This is a genomic window from Actinoallomurus sp. CA-142502 (genome assembly GCF_050936355.1).
Classification (GTDB): domain Bacteria; phylum Actinomycetota; class Actinomycetes; order Streptosporangiales; family Streptosporangiaceae; genus Actinoallomurus; species Actinoallomurus iriomotensis.
In genome coordinates this window covers 909486-929829 of record NZ_JBNJMY010000001.1, presented here as the reverse complement: position 1 = coordinate 929829, position 20344 = coordinate 909486, and the positions used below count along the sequence as shown (strand labels likewise).

Annotated in this window: 13 protein-coding genes; 6 read left to right on the top strand and 7 right to left on the bottom strand. The window is 69.6% G+C overall.

From position 1 onward, the window contains the following. Nucleotides 1–1947 carry a DUF6461 domain-containing protein gene (locus tag ACQEV1_RS04890; RefSeq protein ID WP_433391688.1) on the bottom strand — a complete coding sequence of 649 codons (1947 nt, stop codon included), beginning with the start codon at nucleotides 1945–1947 and terminating at the stop codon, nucleotides 1–3. A 173-nt stretch (nucleotides 1948–2120) separates the two neighbouring features. Here ACQEV1_RS04890 and ACQEV1_RS04885 point away from each other — a divergent pair, with 173 nt between their 5' ends. The 5 genes from ACQEV1_RS04885 to ACQEV1_RS04865 all read left to right on the top strand — a co-directional run bounded on the left by ACQEV1_RS04885 (nucleotide 2121) and on the right by ACQEV1_RS04865 (nucleotide 8766). Further along, on the top strand, nucleotides 2121–3914 hold the full coding sequence (locus ACQEV1_RS04885; protein WP_433391686.1) for a DUF2207 domain-containing protein: 1794 nt from the start codon (nucleotides 2121–2123) through the stop codon (nucleotides 3912–3914). A gap of 199 nt (nucleotides 3915–4113) precedes the next feature. Then, on the top strand, nucleotides 4114–5976 hold the full coding sequence (locus ACQEV1_RS04880; RefSeq protein WP_433391684.1) for an arabinofuranosidase catalytic domain-containing protein: 1863 nt from the start codon (nucleotides 4114–4116) through the stop codon (nucleotides 5974–5976). 209 nt (nucleotides 5977–6185) lie between these two features. Next, complete coding sequence (locus tag ACQEV1_RS04875; RefSeq protein WP_433391681.1) at nucleotides 6186–6908, top strand: hypothetical protein; 723 nt, start codon at nucleotides 6186–6188, stop codon at nucleotides 6906–6908. 297 nt (nucleotides 6909–7205) lie between these two features. Beyond that, nucleotides 7206–8120, top strand: a complete 915-nt coding sequence (locus tag ACQEV1_RS04870; protein ID WP_433391678.1) for a hypothetical protein — start codon at nucleotides 7206–7208, stop codon at nucleotides 8118–8120. Between the two features lie 313 nt (nucleotides 8121–8433). Further along, nucleotides 8434–8766 (top strand): hypothetical protein, encoded by a 333-nt coding sequence (locus ACQEV1_RS04865; RefSeq protein WP_285633141.1) that lies wholly within the window; start codon nucleotides 8434–8436, stop codon nucleotides 8764–8766. A gap of 266 nt (nucleotides 8767–9032) precedes the next feature. On the opposite strand, the gene ACQEV1_RS04860 is transcribed toward ACQEV1_RS04865, so the two are convergent. Beyond that, entirely contained in the window at nucleotides 9033–10304 is a 1272-nt protein-coding gene (locus ACQEV1_RS04860; RefSeq protein ID WP_433391674.1) for a GAF domain-containing sensor histidine kinase, read from the bottom strand. Between the two features lie 74 nt (nucleotides 10305–10378). Further along, a complete protein-coding gene (locus tag ACQEV1_RS04855; RefSeq protein ID WP_349497842.1) occupies nucleotides 10379–10969 on the bottom strand; it encodes an FHA domain-containing protein in 591 nt (196 codons plus the stop codon). A gap of 361 nt (nucleotides 10970–11330) precedes the next feature. Here ACQEV1_RS04855 and ACQEV1_RS04850 point away from each other — a divergent pair, with 361 nt between their 5' ends. Then, nucleotides 11331–12197, top strand: coding sequence for an alpha/beta fold hydrolase (locus tag ACQEV1_RS04850; RefSeq protein ID WP_433391671.1), 867 nt, complete (start codon nucleotides 11331–11333; stop codon nucleotides 12195–12197). Here the strand turns inward: ACQEV1_RS04850 and fxsT are convergent, their stop codons facing one another. From fxsT to ACQEV1_RS04830, 4 genes are all read right to left on the bottom strand, one after another. Beyond that, the gene (fxsT, locus tag ACQEV1_RS04845; protein ID WP_433391669.1) at nucleotides 12198–16100 is read right to left on the bottom strand and encodes an FxSxx-COOH system tetratricopeptide repeat protein; all 3903 of its coding nucleotides are present in this window, start codon (nucleotides 16098–16100) and stop codon (nucleotides 12198–12200) included. 39 nt (nucleotides 16101–16139) lie between these two features. After that, nucleotides 16140–17351 (bottom strand): TIR-like protein FxsC, encoded by a 1212-nt coding sequence (locus tag ACQEV1_RS04840; RefSeq protein WP_433391667.1) that lies wholly within the window; start codon nucleotides 17349–17351, stop codon nucleotides 16140–16142. Nucleotides 17352–17426: 75 nt separating this feature from the next. Then, nucleotides 17427–18209 (bottom strand): aminoglycoside N(3)-acetyltransferase, encoded by a 783-nt coding sequence (locus tag ACQEV1_RS04835; protein ID WP_433391665.1) that lies wholly within the window; start codon nucleotides 18207–18209, stop codon nucleotides 17427–17429. A gap of 1 nt (nucleotide 18210) precedes the next feature. Further along, complete coding sequence (locus ACQEV1_RS04830; RefSeq protein WP_433391662.1) at nucleotides 18211–20322, bottom strand: FxsB family cyclophane-forming radical SAM/SPASM peptide maturase; 2112 nt, start codon at nucleotides 20320–20322, stop codon at nucleotides 18211–18213. Between the last annotated feature and the right edge of the window lie 22 nt (nucleotides 20323–20344).

Below are 20344 nucleotides of genomic sequence, written 5' to 3'. Positions count from 1 at the left end.
TCAGTACTCGTCGAGGATGGCCAGGCGGGCGGTTCCGCTCACGTCGGCGACCGTCGGCCGGACGCCCGCGACGCGGCACAGCAACTCGATGTCGTGGTCGAACGCGGTGTCCAGAGCGTCTTCGGAGTCCATCTCCTCCAGCGCGCGCCGCGCCTCGGGTGAGTTCACCTCGCCGTCGCCGTTCTCCCCGAAGTTGTCGACCTCCTCGCCGTCACGGGACACGATGAAGCCGAAGTCGGCGTTGACGCTCATGTAGCTGGACACCGCGAAGGTGCCCGCCGAGAGGGCGGGATCGTTGACCGCGCGGTACCCGTTGTCCTCCACGAGCAGCGTGTGCGGGCCGAGCGCGAAGGCGGCGACCGTCGTGTTCGGCTCGGCCTCCTCCAGGTCGGCGCGCTCCATCAGGTCGGTCCACGTGCCGGTGGTGACCTGCGACGGTTCGGCGCCGAGGCGCCGCAGCGCCTCGTCCGGCTCGACGTCGTGGATGACGGTCACGCAGTACGCCTCGTCGTTCAGCCGCTCCAGCCATGAGGTGTGGTCCTCTTCCGCCGTCGCGGCCGGTTCGCCCTCGCGCCAGACGACGGTTCCGTCCTCGCGGCGCAGCACGACGCTCTCGCGTCCCACGACCAGCTCGTCGCCCGGCCCGCCCAGGTCCAGCGCCGAGGAACCGTCGTCGGCGCGTAGGCGAAGCATGCCGTCGTCGTCGAGCGTGAGATGGGTGCGGCCGTCGTCCCCGAAGTGACTGTTCCAGAGCCAGCGTCCGTCCTCGCCGTACAGCACGATCCGGCAGTCGTCGCGATGGGCCAGCACCGTGCCGCCGTCGACGGAGGTGAGGGACTGGCGCCGCAGCGTCTCGCCGCGCCGCAGCACCGATCCCCGCGCCACGTCGGCCACCGGCGCCGGGGCATGCGGCCCGGTCCTGACCTCCCAGACCGCGGTGCCCGCGTCGTCGAGCAGCGCGATGCCGCCTTCGTCGTCGACGACGAGCCACTGCGCGTCCGAGCCCGCCGTGCCCGACCGCCAGACCGGTCCCCCGCACAGGTTGCGGACGACGAGTTCGCCGTCCTCGGTCAGGTCGGTCCAGCCGTCGCCGGCCCACCACGTGTCCGTGGCCCAGACCGCCCGGCGCTCCGGGTTGTAGTACAGGACCAGGTTCCCGTCGTCCTGGTGCACGAGCGTGTAGACGCCTGAGATCGAGGTGAGCGACTGGTGTCGCAGGCGTCCGCCGCGGCCCAGCTCCGGGCCGCCGTACACGTGCGGGAGGGCCTGTGGGGGCGCCGGCGACAGGCCGCGCATGTCGTCGCGCCAGAGCGGTTCGCCCTCGGTGTCCACCAGGCAGAGTTCCCGGGTCTTGCGGCCCTCGTACGGGAGGATCCGCCAGGTCAGGAGCGTGTCGGGTTGCCGCTCCATCCACTGGACCAGCGGGGCGATCAACGTGTGGCTCCAGCCGTAGCCGGGCGCGCTCATGCTGACCTGCAGCGAGCCGTCCGGGTTCCGGACCACGACGTGGCGCCTCTTTCCGCCTTCCCGCAGCAGGTAGCGGTCGCCCGTGATCGCAGCGACGGGCGCCGCGTCGCCCAGGGCCGCCGAGTCAACCGGGCCGGTGCGCGAGTTCAGCAGCCGGACGCGTTGCCCGTCGAGAAGTTCGAAGTCTCCGTCGTCGGTGAGGACGAGCGCGCGGGCCTCCGGCGCCGCGCAGTCGGAGCTCCACAAGGTCTCGTAGCGGTCGTCGGCGGACTCGACCTGGATCGCCCCGCCGCTGCCGAGGAGAAACCGTCCCGCGACCGGCCGGTCCGGCTCGCCGGCCCGCCACCGGACCTCTCCGGTGCTCTGGTCCGTGACGGTGGCGACGCCGTCGGCGTCGTATCGCAGCACGAACCGGCCGGACGGCGAGCTGAGCGGTTCATCGTCGTCGTAAAGCCGATTGAACTGGATCAATTCCTGCACTGATATCTCCGCTTCACCTGAGTGGAAAGACGGCGCCGCCCATTCGCCCGGTCAATCCCGCCTACGAAGCGAAGGACGGAACGGTTCACCCATCAGCGACATCTCCTCCCAAATCGCCGTCGAGGATCGAACGCGCCGTACGATGATCGCTCTCGAGAACAGGCAGGTGGCCCGTGATCAGACAAGTCGCCTCGATCGCGGCTTCGGTCGCCTTTCTCCTGCCGGCGGCGAGCACACCGGCCCGCGCGTCCGACACGACGCCCGAGCGCATCGACGACTACAACGTCACCCTCACCGTCGAGCCCGGCGGGCGCCTCCACGTGGCCGAGCGCATCCGGTACACGTTCGCCCCCGGCCGGGAGCGGCACGGCATCGAACGCCGGATCCCCGAGCGCGTGCGGTACGACGGGCGCCACGACCGGGTTCTGCGGCTCAGCGGGTTCCGCGTGGCCGGCCCACCAGGCCCCGCGGGCGCGCTGGCCGGCCACGAGGACGACGGCACGGAGAAGCTGCGCATCGGCGATCCGCACCGGACCGTCACCGGCACCCAGACCTACGCGATCGACTACGACGTCGACCGCGCGCTGACACGCGACGCCTCCGGGATCCTCCTGACCTGGAACGCGATCGGAACCGACTGGAACGTCCCGATCACGCGTGCCGACGTGACCGTACGCTCGCCCGTCCCCATCCTGGGCGTGACCTGCGCCGCGGGCGCCGAGCACGACACGGCGCCGTGCGCACGGGCGACGTCGGCGGGCACCGGCCCTGCTCTTCGGGCGACCTTCGCCGCCACCGCGCTACCCGACCACGCCGGGCTCACCGTCCGCGTCGGACTTCCGCGGGGTTCGGTCCCCGTCTCGCCGCCCCGGCTCCTGGCGCTCACCGAGCCATTCGCCGTGACGCGCTTCACGACAGTGGGAATCGGCACGGCGGCGGGCCTGCTGCTGATCGCCGCCTGGTGGTTCCTGCCGCACCGTCGCCGTGGCCGGGCCCGTGGCGACGGCGGCCCGCCGGACGGCCCGCGCGTGCCGCCGGGGCCGGCCGCGCTGGCGCTGAACGGCCCGGGCGCGGAGCGGCCCGCCCTCGCCGCCACCCTGGTGGACCTCGCCGTACGCGGCCACATCCGCCTGGAGGCGTACCGGCCGACCCGTGAGGAGAAACTGATCCGGGCCATCCGGGGTGACGCGGCGGAGGAGGACCTTCTCGACGTCGAACGCCGGTTCCTCGACATGGTCTTCCGTACGCACCGCACCGCGTCCGTCCACATGCTGTGGACACACGCGCCCCTGCGGCCGATGAGTGAATCGCTGGAGCGCGCCCTCGTCGAGCTCGGCTGGTACCGCAGGTCCCAGCGGGCGCAGGCGGCCCAGGGAACCGCGGCGGCGTGGTCGGCCGGGATCGTGGGCGTGCTCCTGTTCGTGCTCTCCTTCGCCGCATCGTCGTTCGCCGGTGCGGGATGGGTGAGTCTGACCGCACTGGTGCTCGTGCCGGCGCTCGCGGTGATGGGACGGTACGCCGTGCCGCGCCGGGCGGCGGGCGCACGGGCGGAGGCGGCCGCGGACGCCTGGCGGACGACGGTGATGGAAGGACCGCCGCGCGACGACGTCACCGCGCTGTCGCGCACGTTCCCCTACGCGCTGGCGTTCGGACGAGCCCACGCCTGGCCCGAGGCACTGGCGCCGTCGGCGCTCCGCGGCGAACTGGACTGGTTCACCGTCGTCGAGCACGGGCGTGGACGTAGGCGCAGGCGTGAGCGGGAGACCGAACAGACGGTCGCCCCCTGGATCAACAGCCTGGGGGCCGCCTGGCCTCGGCACCGGCCCCTGCGGGGTACCGCGGGTCGTACGGGCCGGAGTTCCGGCCGGGGTGGAAGCACCGACTCCTACCCTCTCGGCTCCGCCGGCGGTGGCGGAGGAATGTCCGTCGGCGATGGTGGCGGAGGGGGAGGAGGTGGCAGCTGGTGAGAGGAAATGGAAATGGCGCAAAATCAACGCGATCGAACATGACGACTCGTCGAATTAAACAGTGATTGACACGATTGACCCAGCTATTTAACTTAAATCAACACCTAGGTGCAGCCCCGCCAAAACGTCCGCCGTGCCGGCCGGCAGACGCTTCCAACCCTCCGCACCAGGAGCCGTCGCCATGCGCAGACATCGCCCCATGACTGCCGCCCCGCCCCCGGCGTCACCGCCATCCCGACGCCGCATCCGCCTGTCGTCCGTCCTCGCCACCCTCGTCCTCGCCATCGGCGCCCTCATCGGCATGACCGGCGCCGCGCCGGCCGCCACGTCGCTCCCCTGCGACATCTACGCCGCCGCCGGCACGCCGTGCGTCGCCGCGCACAGCACCGTACGCGCCCTGTTCACCGCCTACTCGGGCCCGCTCTACCAGCTGACCCGCGCCTCCGACCATGCGACGCACGACGTGGGCGTGCTGTCCGCGGGCGGCTACGCGAACGCGGGCGACCACGACGCGTTCTGCAACGGCACCACGTGCGGCATCACGAAGATCTACGACCAGTCCTCGCGCCACAACGACCTGACCCCGTCGCCGGCCGGCACGGCCGGGACGGGGGCGGACAGCCCGGCGGACGCGAGCGAGATCGCGGTCACCGCCGGCGGTCACAAGGTGTACGGCGTGTGGATCTCCCCGCAGCACGGCTACCGGCACGCCGTCGGGTCCGGCGTCGCGCAGAACGGCCAGCCCGAGGGCATGTACATGGTCGCGAGCGGCACCCACGTCGGATCCGCGTGCTGCTTCGACTACGGCAACGCCGAGGCCACGCCGGCCGACACCGGAAACGGCCACATGGACGCCGTCAGCATCGCCACCACCTGCTACTTCACCCCATGCAGCGGCTCGGGTCCATGGGTCGAGGCCGACCTGGAGAACGGCATGTTCCAGGGCGCCAACGGCTCCAACACCGCGAACCTCGGCAACAACAGCACGTACGTCACGGCACTGCTGAAGAACAACGGCCAGACCACGTACGCGCTCAAGGGCGGCAACGCGCAGTCCGGCAGCCTGAGCACGTGGTGGAACGGCGCGCTGCCGAACCGCGGCGGCTACATCCCGATGCACCAGGAGGGCTCGATCATCCTGGGCACCGGCGGCGACAACAGCAACTGGAACATGGGCACGTTCTTCGAAGGGGTGATGACCTCCGGCTACCCGACCGACGCCGCCGACAACGCGGTGCAGGCCAACATCGTCTCGGTCGGCTACTCCGGTCAGACGAACGTGCCGAACGGCCCGCAGGGCACGGTCACCGGCCCGGGCAGCAAGTGCGTCGACGTCGCCGCCGACGACACCGGCGTCAACCAGGCCGCGGTGCAGCTGTGGGACTGCCAGAGCTACGCCGAGGACCAGCACTGGGAGCACTTCGCCGACAACACGCTGCGCACCCTCGGCCGCTGCCTCGACATCAACGGCAACGGCACCGCGAACGGCACGCAGGTGGAGCTGTACGACTGCAACGGCGTCGGCGGTCAGAAGTGGGTCCAGCAGGCCGACGGCTCGCTACGCAACCCGCAGTCGGGCCGCTGCCTCGACTCACCGAGCGGCGCGACCGGGAACGGCACGCGGCTACAGATCTATGACTGCAACGGCTCCGCGGCGCAGAAGTTCGCGGTGAACGGCGGCGGCGCGATCGTCGGCCCCGGTGGCAAGTGCGTCGACGTCCTCGGCGACGACAACGGCGCCAACTCCACGGCCGTCAACATCTGGGACTGCCAGTCGTACTCGGTGGACCAGCACTGGGTGCACCAGTCGGACGGCACGCTCAAGACGCTCGGCCGCTGCCTGGACATCAACGGCAACGGCACGGCGAACGGCACCCAGGTCCAGCTCTACGACTGCGACGGGGCCGGTGGCCAGGTCTGGCAGCAGCAGGCCGACGGCTCACTGCTCAATCCGCAGTCCGGCCGCTGCCTCGACTCGCCGAGCGGAGCGACGACGAACGGCACCCGGCTCCAGATCTGGGACTGCAACGGCGCCGCGGCGCAGAAGTTCGCCCTGAGCTAGGGCCCTGCGGCGAGGCCCGTCGTCGTGGCGGGCCTCGCCCCGGTCACCGGGCAGATGCGCTTTAAGGTCCATCCGATTCCCGCGACGCAGGCACGCACCCTTTAAGCGTATTGTTTCCGCCGAATTCCATGCTCCTGAAATCGAGTATGGACTCTCCCGAGAATTCCGGGTTACCTTTCTTCGACCATCGACGGGGAGAGGAACGCGCCATGTCACAGCCGCTCGGCGAGGTGGACCAGAAAGCACTTCTTCGGTGGGCGTTCCAGCGCCGTTCGGAGATCTCGAAGATCCTTTCCCGGATGCCCGCCCGCGAGTCTCGAACCGGGGTCGAGACGCTGATCAGCCGGGTGAGCCGGCTTGAGACGAACCTGGTGGGCGGCACGGACCCGATCGAGGCATGGGACGAGTTCGTCGAGTTCCTGGACGGCGAGGGCGCCGACGCCTGGGAGTACTACCTCAAGCAGCAGGAGGCGGTCGACAAGGAGCTACAGGAGGTCGAGCGCCGTAAGGCGCGGGACCGCCTCGCCGCCCTCGCCGCCAGGGTCGCCGTCAAAGCGCGCAACAAGTACCAAGGTGGCCCGAACGCCCAGGTCGGCACCGTGATCGCCGGACTGGTCGACGTGACCACCGGCCGCACGTGGGTCGGCACGAGCGGAGTCGCCGCGCACGCGACCGCGGCGCATCCGGTCATGACCGCACTGCTCGACCGGACCAGAGACGTCGAGAAGTGGCCCGTCGCCTCCTGCGCCGAAGTCGACGCGATGAAACAGTATCTCCACGCGAACAACATCACCTCGCTGCAGGAGATCCCGGCGGAGTCCCTGTTTTTCCACGCCGAGACATGGAACGAAGAAGCCCGCAAATGGCAGGGCCGCAGCGCCTGCAAGAACTGCAGCCAGTGGTTCACCAAAATCCAGGCCCAGCGCGTCTGAGCCAAGGCAGGACGGCGAGGCCCGCGGATACCCCCCTGCGGGCCTCGCGCTCGCGCTCACCGTCCGTCTCGACGGCAGCGCCACGGTACGAGAAAATGTCAGGTGATGAGCCGCAAGAGCAGGAAGCCGCGACAGCGGCCGTTACCGCGGCGTTCCCCCGACAAGGCGAATCCGGGGAGAAACGGGAGCACGCCGCAGAGCGACGACGGCGATGAACGCGGGCGCGCCGCCGAACGCGCGTTGCCCCCCGTTCCAGGGATCGACCTCGGCCAGGTCGCCAGGTGCTACGCCGCGGCCGTGCCGCGAGTTCTGGCCGCGCCACGATGGCGTGCCCTCGGCGCGGATCTGATCGTGCTGGGCCTGTTGTTCTATCTCAGCTTGATGGTGGGGCGGCGCATCGGCGCACTACCGTCGACGTCACCGCCTTCCGCGGTTCTCGTCGCGGTGGCGGTGTACCTGGCGGTCGTCGCCGTCCTCGGGCTCGGATTCGACACCCTGCGGAGCGTGGCAAGGAACGGCAACTTGATCTTTGAGTCGGCCGGTGTGGTCGGGTTCGTCGAATGGTTTGGTCTGGTGGCCGCCCGCGTACCGGCAAAGCACGGCACCGACCGGCCGCGGCCGTTGGACCGGGTGGCGACGCAGCTCACCGTCGTCGCCGCGTCCGTGCGACGCGCGGCCGGCAAGCCCGAGACCATCGGTCACGCCGAGGTCCGGTGGTGGGTCGGTTCGCTGGAACGGGCGGCCCGCGACGCCGAACGCTTCGCACTGCGGAGTGTGCCGTGGTGGGACCTGGAGGCTCGGCACGCGGCGCATCTCGACGGACTCCGCCTCGCCGCGGTCGTACGGGCGCACAAGACACCGTTGACTCGGGCGATGAGCGGCGGCGACTTGGCCAAAGTGGCGAACTCCCTCACCGTGGGTCTGGGCGCGTGGTCCCGGGGAGACTTCGCGGCGCTGGTGCGGAACGCGCCCGAGGTGACGCGGCCCGCCCGGCTACGGCCGGTGCTGGCGCGACTCGGGCCGCCGGCGATCCTCGTCGGCTCCGGGATCGTGCTCCCGCTGCTGCCGCCGCTGAACGCCGCGGCGGAGGCCGCCGCGTCCGCGCGGACCGCGTTACTCGTCGGCGTCGCCATGGTGCTGGCCACCGGGAGCGCCCAGCAGGCCCCGGACTACCTGAAGGCGGTCCTGGATAAGGCCGTGTTGCCGAAGTGACCGGCGACCCTCCGCCCGTGACCTGCTGATCACGCTGGGTCCGTGCGGCGCGGGTGGGGGCCGGGCGACGTCAGGGGCGTGAAAGACTTGGGCCGGGAAGAAGTCGAACGACGCCCGGTGATTCGCGCTGGTCAGCCTGGCCTTGCCTCATCGCACCGCGGTCCGTACGCGCGGTCGGCGCTCGGGGCTCTCCGTGTCGTTCGCCTTGTCGGGGGTACGCGCGGTACCGGTCGCGCGCGCCGGGATCCCGTCTCTTCGGAGTGGGGCGTCCGCGCGCCGTGGCGTCGGTGCCGTCGCAGTGGAAGGAGCACGTGTGAAGATCCCGAGGCGTCTCAACTCCGCCTTGGACTGGATCGGCGACCATGCCCGGGTCATGTTGATCGTCGTGTCTCTGGTGATCGCCGCGATCGCCGTGCCGTGGATGCCCGCCCTGGCCGCGCTCGTGGTGGGCGTCGGCGCCGGCAGTGTGGCGGTCCACTTCCGGATGAGCAAGCGGGTGGCCCGGCTGCGCGCCGAGGTCGACGACCTGCTGCGCGAGAACGGCGCGCTGCGGCACCGGCGGACCATGATCGCCCAGGCGAACATCACGTCCGAAAGCGTGCTCACCCAGAGGCTGCCCACGATCCCCGAGGAACGCGACGAGTAGCCGCCCCGCAGTACGCCGAACGCGCGAACGCCCGCAACCTCGGTTCCCTCCCCCAAAGAAACCGGTGCGGACGTCCGCTCTGGGGCCCCGTGGACGTCGACACACAGCCGGGCCCCACTCGGCCGGAGCGCGAGAACCCCCCAATTCTCGCCGCGGTCCGGCCAATTCTTCGCTCAGACCGCGAGGATACGAAAATCCCCCGCCGACTTGCGTCGGTCCACGGTTGACATCTGCGTGTACACCCACGGTTGACATCACGCCCGGGGTCACCCCGTCGGGATCCGGACGCGCAGCGACGTGCCCTGGCCGGGCGGGCTGGAGATCGCCAGGTCGCCGCCCAGCGCCTCGACGCGGTCCCGGATCCCGATCAGGCCCGACCCGTGCGCGAGGCTCGCCCCGTGCGAGAGGTGGGCCCCGCCGCGGCCATCGTCGTGGCACCACATCCACACGGCCCCTCGCTGGAGGCGGACGTCGATGTGGGCCCTGGTCGCGTTCGCGTGTTGGAGCGTGTTGGCCAGCGCCTCCGAGGCGGCGGCGTACACGGCCGTCTCGACGGTCTCGGCCAGCCGGCCGCCCACACACCCACTGAGCTCCACCGGGAGCGGCGAACGGCGCGCCAGCGACTTCAGAGCGACGTCGATGCCGCCCCGGGACAGGCTGACCGGGTGCAGCCCATGGGAGATCTCCCACAGGTCCGTCATGGCGCCGTGCAGGTCCGCCTCCATGCGCCGCACGCGTTCCCTCAGCTCCTCATCGACGGCGCCCTGGAGGCCGCGCAGCTCCAGGGCGAGTACGACGAGGCACTGCTGGACCCCGTCGTGGAGATCGCGTTCGACGCGGCGTCTCGTGGCGTCGCAGGCGAGGGCGAGGCGGGCGCGGGAGGCGAGCAGCTCGTCCCGGCTCTCGGCGTGGGCGATCGCGGCGGCGAGGAGTTCGGCGAATTTCGCCATCCGCTCCTCCGTGCCGTCGGGCCGCGGCGCGGGCCCGGAGGAGACCTCCGCCATGAGGCCCCACAGGCGTCCCTGGACGATGACCGGGCACGCGACGATGTGCCGCGGCCCACGGGTCCACACGCCGATCTCGGTGCCGTGGCGTGCCTGGTCCGTCCGGCGCGCCGACCGGCCCGTCCGCGCGACCTCGGCCCCCAAGGCGCTCTCGTCGACGGAGCGGCGCCGGGCGGAGAACGGAGCACGGCCGGCCCAGCGGCAGACCACGATGGTCGTACGGTCCGGCTGGTACCTGCTGATCGTGACGTGGTCGCCGCCCAGCAGCCGGCCGAGCTCCTGGGCGACCGAGGCGAACATCCGCGCGGGCGAGGCACCTTGCGCGGCCAGCGTCATCACACGGTGAAGCGCCGCCTGCTCGTCCGTGAGTTCACGCAGCCGTGCACGCGCCGCCGCCAGCGAGATGACGGCGCCCTGCCCGCCGGCCCGCGAGCCGTCGTACGTCCACGCGACCGGATCACCGCGCGCTCCGGCCGGGTCCGTCCGGCGGCGGGCACGGCTCCAGGCCCTGGCCCGGCTCCCCCAGCCTCCCACCGATGGTCCCCTCGACACGAAAAATGACTGGTCACGGGGGATTTCACCAGCAGTCTACGCGGGTCGGCGGATGTTCACCGCCGCCAGCGGGACCACCAGCCACGCCGGGGGCGTGGGGCGGCCTCCGGTGCGCCGACGGGCACGGGCTCGAGCGCGTTGCTGAGGTAGACCAGGCGGAACTTGCCGATCTGGACCTCATCGCCGCTGGACAGGGCGGTCTCGTCGATCCGCTGCCGGTTGACGTAGGTGCCGTTGAGGCTGCCCACGTCGCGTACGGAGAACCGCGCGCCCTGCCGGTAGAACTCGGCGTGCCCTCGCGACACGGTGACGTCGTCGAGGAAGATGTCGCTCTCCGGGTGACGGCCCGCGCTGGTTCTCTCCCGGTCGAGCAGGAACCGGCTGCCGGCGTTCGGCCCTCTCTTCACGAGGAGAAGCGCCGTGTTGGGCGGGAGTGACTCGATCCCCACCTGATCGCCGGTCGACTCGTCGGCCTGCTCGGCCGCCACGGCCGCCTCGATCGCGCTGAACGACATCGTCGACGTCGAATCACCGGGCTCATCTGTCACCGGCGGAACACCGTGAGTGAGCGGAGTGCCGCAGTTCGAGCAGAAGCGGGCACCATCCGGATTGGTGTGACCGCACTGCGTACAGGAAGCGCTCGGCATCGTCGCTCCACCTCCTACCTGTGGCTTCGGGGGTGCCTCGTGCACCGTACGGCACGCGCGTCGCGCATTCGTCCTCCGGTGGCACCACGGCTCCGATCCGTCCGCGTCGCACCGCCCGTCACGCTACGTACGAACCGAAACGATCTTGAAGATTTCCCGCCTGAGGGTTGGCGAAACGTTGACTGATCAACACTTGGGCGCCGCGAGGAGTTCCCGCCGGCACGAGAAACCCGGCGATCCAGTGATCCCGGTCAAGGTTATCTGGCCCGAGGGAGCGATCAATCGATCCCGGATGGGCTGGAAATCTCCCCCCAAAAAAGTCAATCTCTGACGCGTCACGGATGTTCAGCGGGAGGCCGGCTTGACGAGATTGATCGACCTGCGTGATGGAAGACGCGTCGCGGTGGAGGAATGGGGGGCACCCAGCGGAAGCCCCGTCTTACTCCTCCACGGCACGCCGGGCAGCCGTCTCGGGCCGGTTCCGCGGCCCCTCGTCCTGTACCAGCTCGGCATCCGGCTGATCACCTTCGACCGGCCCGGCTATGGCCGCTCCGACCGCATGCCCGGCCGCAGGGTCGCCGACGTCGCCGCCGACGTTCTGGAGATAGCCGACGCCCTGGGACTGGAACGGTTCGGCGTCCTCGGCCGCTCCGGCGGCGGGCCGCACGCACTGGCGTGCGCCGCGCTCCTGCCCGAACGGACGACCCGCGCCGCGGTGCTCGTCGGGCTGGCGCCGAGCGAGGCCGACGGGCTCGACTGGTTCGCCGACATGACCGCCTCGAACGTCGACGCCTACCAGGCGGTCCGCGACGACGGCGGCGAGGTGATGGCCCGCCTCCGGCCGATGGCCGACCAGATCCGGGCGAACCCCGCGCAGTTGGTCACGAACCTCTACGACGAGCTCACCCAGTCCGACCGCCGGATCGTGGCGGATGCGGGCATCAGACGGCAGCTCATCGAGAACTACGCCGAGGCCGTGCGGGACTCCGCCGATGGCTGGTTCGACGACCTGCACGCCTTCGCCACCTCCTGGGGTTTCGAACCCGGCAGCATCGAACGACCGATCATGCTGTGGCACGGCGCCGAGGACACCTTCTCCCCGGTCGGTCACTCACGATGGCTCGGCGAGCACATCCCCTCCTCCTTCGTGATCGTGGAGCGGGGCAGCGCGCACTTCGGCGCGTTGAACGTCATGCCCGACGTGCTGCACTGGCTCGCCGGATCGTGATCAGGCGGGCTGCGGCTCGAGGTCCCGGCAGAGACGCCGGCCGCGCCGTACGGCGACGACGTCAGGGTGATCTTCGCCGAGCAGCCGGCTCATGAGAGCGATCGCCTCCTGGCGGTGTGCCCTCGCCTCCGTGGTGCGGCCCAGCGCCTCCAGGCTGGCGGAGAGATTGCAGCGGGCGGCCAACGTGTCGGGGTGCGTCGGGTACAGGCGGTCGGTCAGCTTCGCGATCGCGTCGCCCTCCAGCTCGGCGGCGTCCGCGTACCGGTCGAGATCGGCGGCGCAGTTCGCCAGGTTCAGCATGCCGGCCAGCGTGAACGGGTGCTCCTCCCCGAAGGTCGTGAGGAGCCGCGGCACGGTCGACTTCGCGAGTTCGTACGCTCCGCCGACGTCCCCGACCTCCCGGAGGAAGATGGCCAGGTTGTTCTCCAGCAGCCGGCCGTAGTGGTGATCCTCGCCCAGGGCGTCGCGGAGCACACCGAGTGTCCGGCGGGTACGGTCCCTGGCGGCGACGCCGTCGCCGATCGCCCACAGGCAGACGGCGACCTCCGCGTCGGCCGCCACAGCGTCGGGCGAGTCCGGATAGAACTGGCGGTAACGGTCGTAGGTGCCCTCCGCCAGCTTGAGGGCCTCCTCGGTATGTCCGGCCTTCCGCAGCGACACCGCGAGGCTCTTGGCGGTGCGCAGTGGATCCGGGAGCTGGTCGCCGAGCACCTCGAGGTAGGTCTCGTAGGTCGCGCGCAGGCGCGTCACGGACTCCTCGTACTCTCCGCCCTCCCGCAGGTCGCGGGCGAGGTTGGCGGCCGAGAAGAGCGTGTAGGGATGTTTCTCCCCGAGTGCGGCCTGCCGGCGCTCCAGCGTGTCCTCGTCCAGCTTCCGCGCGCTGTAGTAGTTCCCGACCGAACGATGCGACACGGCCAGGTTGTTCGCCGTCATCAGCGTCCGGGGGTGATCCTCTCCGTAGAGGTCCTTGAGCGCCGCGTACGTCTCCTCGTCCAGCCGGAGCGCGTTCTTGAACATGCCGAGCGCGCGCATGTCGGCGGTCAGTCCGCTGGCCGTGATGAGCGTGTGCGGATGCGTGGGCCCGATCGCCGGTGACTTCTTCTGCCGGTCCCAGACGTCCATGTCGAGCTTGTACGCCTCGGTGAACAGGCCCTGCGAGCGGTAGACGTTGGCCAGTTGCGACAGCAGGAACAGGCGCTGCCAGTAATCCGCGCCGAGCCGATCGCGCCACAGGTCGGCGAGGTACTGACCGCTGGCGAGAGCGCCCTCGAAGTTGCCGCGCTTCCACTGGTAGCGGACGAGATCGATGAACATCTGCCGGGTGTCCTCCTCGTCGCACTCCGCGGCGAGTGAGGCTTCGACGTGCGGCATGATCTTGTCGAGGCTGGGCCAGTTGTCGGGGTCGTCGGTGTCTCCGTGCGGGGGCCGCGCGCCCACGAGGATCTTGTGTACGTCGTGCATGGTCTCGTTCGCGCGTTCGGGATCCATGCCCTCTCGCATGACGGCCTGCACCAGTGTGTGCACCTGGATGGAGTTGTTCCCCTGGTCCACCTTGGCCAGCGCGAACCGGCTGATCTCACGCACGACCTTGCCCAGCACCAGCTTGTCGCGCAGGGTCTCGTCGTACGGGACGAGGATCTCGGCCGTCTGGTCGCTGTAGATCAGGTCCAGGGAGATCGGCTCGGAGGAGAAGAAGGCGAGGAGTTCGAGCAGGCGGGCCGCGGCCGGTGACGCCTCTCTGAGCTGCCGGAAGGACACGTTCCACGTCAGCGCCACCGACTGGGGGAACTCCTTCGTCCTGAGATCGAGCGTCGAAGCGGTCTCGTGTTCCAGTGCGTTGAGGTACTCACTCGCCGGCATCGACGTGGCCTCCAGCCACGCGGCCACCTGTTCGATGGCCAGTGGCAGGAACCCCAGCGCCCGGCCGATCTTCACGGCGTTCTCCGGGGCGAGGCCCGGCACCCGGCGCAGCAGGTGTAACGCGGCCTCCCTTTCGGTGAAGACGTCGACGGCGATCGGCTTGGCGAGCTTGGTCCAGGCCGGATCCAGGGACGTGATCAGCACGTGGCCGTCACCGCCGGGGAGGAACTGCTTGAGTTCGGTCTGGTTGGGGGCGTTGTCGAAGATCAGGAGCCAGCGCGCGTACGGCGTGCCCCGGCGAAGGGCCTCCAGAGCCGCGTTGGCGGCCTCGGCGACGTTGTCGCCCACTCGTAGTCCGAGCCGGCCCGCCATGGCGGCCAGCGCGCTCCTGATCGAGTCGGGTTGCAGCGCGGGAACCCACCAGACCACGTCGTAGTCGGCGCGGAAACGATGGGCGTACTCAAGCGCGACCTGGGTCTTGCCCACTCCCGCGAGGCCGTGCAGCGCCTGGGGCAGCACGACGCGCTGGGTGGCGCCGAGCAGTTGGTCGCGGAGTTGTTCGAGCACCTGGCCGCGACCGGTGAAGACCGCGTTCCGCCGGTCGACGTTCCACACCGCCGGTGAGGTCCTCGCCGCGCCGGGAAACCTCGCGGTCAGCCGGCCGTGTTCGCTGACCGGCTCGGCGGTACGGCTCGGCCGGCCGAGTGCGCGCAGGACGGCGTCGGCCGCCTGTTCCTCGCCGAGGCCCGTGAGGTCCAGCGGCGTCAGCTGGGAGAAGAACGGCTCGAGCTTGGCATTCAGGATGCGGAGAACCGTCACCTGCTGAAAGGCCGCGCCGGGCTGCGTCGGCGCGAGCGACTCCCAGGTCCGTCGGCCACGCTCGGATTCGATGAAGGCCGGCGAGAGAAGGACGATCGTATGGCTGCTCCGCTCCAGACGAACGTCGAGTTCCTCGGGAGACGCCACGTCCGTGCAGTTGGCCGTGACCCGGAAGCCCGCCGAACTGAGCACTCCCGAGACCCAGTCAGCCCAGGGCCGGTCCTCGGCGGCGTGGACGATGAGCGCTTCGGAGCTCTCCGCGGGTCCACGCCTCGTGAAGCGCTCGAGCGTCGCCAGGCGGAGTTGTTCGTCCATGGGAGAGATGGCCGAGACCTGTCCCTCGGTGATCTCCGCGGCGAGCCGTTCGAACGCGGCCAGCATGGAGTTGGGCGAGCCTGGCGCGTCGCCGAACGTCGCGAGTGTCTCCTCGAACGCGTAGAAGGGCCGATAGGGGATCTCGACGGAGAGCCAGTACCGATTCGCCTCTTCGTGGTCGAGACCTTTCGGGAACCGGTCGAAGCGCGCCCGAGCCAGCGCACGACCCGCCTCGACCTTGGCGTTCTCCCCGAATTCAATACGCATCGGAACCGGAAGGATGCGGATTTTACGCCGGCGGCCGTAGCGCTGGTCGATGTGCCGGGCCACCGCGGAGGCGCCGTCGATGCTCTGGTCGCTCAGGGTGAAGCAGTCGACGAGGACGTCCGGGAACTGCACGGTGCAAATTTCGGCGATGTCGCTCAGTCCGGTCCTGCTGTCGATCAGCACGTAGTCGTAGTGCCGCTTCATGTCCTCTCGTAGCGCGTCGAAGAACTGGCCGCCGCCGAGCCGCCCATAGAAGTTGTCCCAGTCCATGCTGGTGATCAACGACGAGTAGTCGCGGTTCTGACGTCCGGCGGAGACGAAGTCCAGCGTGCCCTCGCCAGGGAAATCCCATTCCAGCGACACCGCGTAGTCGAGTATCTTCGCGAACTCCTTGTGCCAGTCCAGTGCGTTCTCGTGCTGCTCGGTGGCGGCCCATGAGTATCGGCTCAGTAACTCGACGACGCCATCGGTCACAGCCAGCGCGCTCTGATCGATGAATGGCTGGAAGAACCGGTGCAGACCCGGCGACTCGAGGTCCCAATCCAGGGCGAGAACTCGTTTACCGGCCATAGCGAGGATCCAGGAGACATTCGCCAGCGCCATCGTGCGGCCGGTGCCTCCCTTGTAGGAGTAGAAGGTCACTATCGTTCCGGCCGTTTTTTCCACGAGTCCCCCAAACGTCTACTTATCCGGCAGTTCTAGGGTCGGCCGCTCCATCGTCGGCTCGATCTCCGGCGGGTGCACCGGAGCCTCCTTGAAATATCGATTGATCGCTTCACCCACGGCCTTCGGGAGGGCCGCACGGAACGCCTCGATGCTCGCCACCGACTTCACCGAACCGGGGAGGACGAGGCTGCGGCCGAGCACGGCGTCGACGGTCCGGTTGAGGTCCTTCTCCGCGTCGGCGGTCTCCCCGTCGTCGGCGTTGTAGGGCACGAGGACGTTCACCGGATCCTCGTCGATCCGGCGAAGCTCGCCGCCGATCGCCGGATCCCGGCTGACCCACGGGTCGACGAGCAGGACCGTCGGCGACGCGGCCGGATCGGTCGCGGGCTCGTCGACGCTGTCCACTATGGGCTCGTGGCCGAGCTCGGCGACCACCTGCTCGGCGTACCGCGCGATCGGAGTGGTGTAGTCGGCGTTGCGATACGGGGTCCATTCGGGCATGGTCCGCCCGTAGTAGTACGTGTCCCGACCGGGTGGAAGGCTGTCGAGCCGGTGTGCGGCCACCGTGAGCTTGATCGGCCGGCGGCCTCGCGCGCGGCCGCGATAGTCGGCGAAGGCGTTGCCGAGGGCGTCGAAGTCGGAGATCGGCCCGGTCGCCAGATCCGCCTGCTCCGCGGTCTCCTTGACCAGCCGGGCGAGTTGAAGAACGGCCTGTTTGTACTGCTCGCGGTAGCGTCCCAGCTTCATGATTCCGTAGAAGCCCTCCGCGGCGTACTGAGACGGAAAGTCGGGAGGGATGTACTGCATGGACTTCAGGTCAGGCGGGAGTTCGGACGGGTCCAGCCGCGTCCATAACGCGGGAATGACCGCCAACGGGCGATCGAGACCGGCCTGCTGACTCTTCACCCGCCCTAAGAACGCCGCCCACTCCTTACCGCAGTATTCGCTCGTGAAGTACGCGGGCGACAGCAGCGCCAGGAACACGCGGCAGCTCGCCAGCGCCTCGGCGAGATGATCGGGCCACTGCGTTCCGGCGGGTATTTGCCTGTCCATAAAGCCGGGCGTGGGCATTCCGGTAACGACACCGACGTCATGGCAGAGATCTTTGAACAGTTTCGTCACCCAACGATCGGGATCGGTGCCGTCGTCGGGCCGGAAGCGGGACCTCGCGTAGCTGAGGAAGAAGTAGGGACGCCGATCATCGTCACCGTATATTCCCAAGGTCATACATTCCTCCCCATCTCCGACTATACGGGCGGAACAACTGGCAACGGCACCCCTGTTCTCCCGGAGATATGGCGCTCAGCGTTCGCGAGTGGCGGCGAACCAGCCGGCCGCGAAGTCGACCAACCGCCGGAGCGATACCAACCGGGAGTCGGCGAGCCCCACCCGCCCCCGTCTGACGTATGAGGTGTCGTCGAAGGCGGCACCGACCGCGAGGAAGTCACGGTCGTCGAGAACCACGTCCGCGTAGGTCCACCACCGCGCCTCACCGTCCCGCTCGATCACACAGCTGTAGCCGCGCGTCGGCGGGTTTCGGGTGTAGCGGTACTCGGCCAGGTGAAGAGCCGTACAGGTGTCGTATCCGGTGCCGAGCATGAGCACCTCGGCGTCAAGGTCGTACAGCCGGGCGAGCGGGGACTCCTCGCCCAGGTGGCAGTCGGGCGCATGGCCGTCGGTGATCAGCTTCGCCTGCGCGCCCACGGCCGCGAACGACGTCTGCGGATGCTCGCTGCGCAACGCACCGGGGGTGAGCCGGACGCTCTCGGGAAAGACCCCGGCCCCCGTGGACGGTGTGCGCGCCGGATCGAAGGCGGGCATCGCGGCACGGTGGCGACGCCGCTCCGCGGCGGTCATTCCCTCGACCCGGGCCAGATGGGCCCGCGAGGAATCGGAGTTCTCCGGCGTCGGGGTGGGCACGACGACGGTGCCGTCCGGCCCCAGCGCCGCGAGGATCGCTTCCGCCAGAGCCGTCGCGCCGCCGATGAGGCGGCCGATGCGCCGCATGGACGTGTGCACCAGCAGCGCCGTGCCGGGACGCGGACCCAGGGTACGAAGATCGGAGAGGAGATCGTCGCGAGTCATCTCAAGCCGACCACGCGTCCAGCGTGCCGCGCATCTCTTCGACGAATTCCCTGCCGAGCCGGGTCAACGAGCCTGATGCGAGAATCACATCCACATCCGTCGCCGCCTCGGTTATGGTCTGGCCTCCCGGACGCCGTCGCCGGAAGTCGGTAACGGCGAGCCGAGCATACGAGTCGGACAAAAGGCGTTCTGTGTCGGCTGACGCAGTGGACGTGCGATCGTCGAACAGCTGGAGCATGTCCAGGACGCCACCGAGTTTCATCCGCTGTGTCTCCCCCAGCAACAGCAGGCACAACGTCTCGGGGTCCGGGGGCAGGGCGACGGCGACCGAGCCGAAGGCGTCCCGCACCGATGAGCCCATCGGCTCCCCTTCGACCGGCACCACCGTGGACAGGGCGACCGTCAGCGTGGGGACGTACTCGGGACACCGCGTCGCGATGAGGTCCCAGGCCGCGTCGAACATCGCCTGCCAGTGCCCGGCCTGCTCGTCGGTGAGCCGGCCGGCGACCGGCCGCCGGTGACGGTCACGGAGCGGATCCAGGTCCTCGACCAGCAGCGGATGACCGCCGACGTCCAGAAACCGCACCCGGCGTACGGCGGTGGCGCGCTCGACCGTGACCTCGCCGGACCGGATCTCGACCGTGGTCTCGGCCGCGTCGGGGACCTCGTAGCGGCCGACGGTGGGCAGGAAGACCGCGCCGTCCCGCACCGGCACGCGCAGGGCCGCGGACATGCCGGCGCGCGCCGCCGCCACACAGGCGAGAGCCGCCAGACGCCCGTCGTCACGCCGATCCGGGTGGCGCAGCCGGCCCACCGCCCAGACCCGGTTGTACGGATGGCCGAACACGTCGTCCACGATGGCGGGCTCGACCCGGCGAAGAAGATCCCACTCCGGCGACGGGCCGGCCTGGTCCCGCACCGCGGTGATCAACGCCCGGCGAATGCTTCGCTGGCCCCGCTGGAGAATGGTGAGCGCCTCCACCGTGCCCTGCCCGGCCGCGATCGACCGCAGGGCCGCGTGGGGCACGATGTGGCGGGGAACGGATATGCGCCGTTGGACGTGCTCGATCAGTTCTTTCAGGTCGGCACAGAAGACACTGGGGTTGTCGAAACCCGAGCCGGCGCGATAGCGGTGCGCGAAGAGGCCACCTCCGCAACTCTCCAATACCGGGCAGGCGCGGCACGTCGCGCTCACGCCGTCTCTGCCTCGCCGCCGGGCGGCCACGCCTTCGTGTTCGGCGACCTGATCGATCGAGTGCCGGAAGACGTCCGTCCCGGTTTCCGGGGCGCCGTCGAACGCGATCTTGATGGAATCCGCCTGCTCGAACGTCCCGTCGGTCTCCACGACCAGAAGGTCGCTGGGTTCGAGGCCGAGCGACTCGGTCAGTGCCGGGCCGCCCTGACTGGTGCTGATGATGGAGTCGAACGTGCGTACCGGAACCGGGCGACCGTCCGCGAGCCACTTGTCGAAAATGGTGGCGAGCCAGTCGGCGTAATCGGTCTCAACGGCGCGGAATGGAGGATCGTCCCAGGTGGCGTGCGGGAGCAGCAGATCGATCGCCGGCGGATCATGGGACACCAGAGCGTCGTACACCGCGATGGGATCATTTCTTACGTCGATCGTGCAGAGGAGCCCGGAGTAGAGGTCGGGATACCCGGTACGGAGCAGTTCGATGGCTCTGGCCACCTTGTCGAAACTGCTCCGCCCGTCCCGGTAGCGCCGGTGCCGATCATTCGCCGCGCGGTCTCCGTCGAGCGAAATACCGACCTTGACGCCGTGCGCACGGAACAACTCGCAGAACCGGCGGTCGAGCAGCACACCGTTGGTGTGGATGTGCAGGTCGAGTTCGCAGTCTCCGGGGAGTCCCGACTCCAGCGCGCGGATCAGCGCGGACAGCCGCTCGGGGCCGCAGAGCAGTGGTTCACCGCCGTGCAGCACCGCGTGGACCCGGTCGAGCCCCTGGCTCCTGGCGTGCTCCCCGATCCGGGCAGCCACCTGGGCCATGGTCTCGACGGCCATCGTGACCGGCTTGCCACGCCAACTCTGGTCGGCGTGTTCGTAGACGTAACAGTGATCGCAGGCGAGGTCACATCTACTGTGCACCTTGAGCACGAATTGACGAAACGGGAGTCGT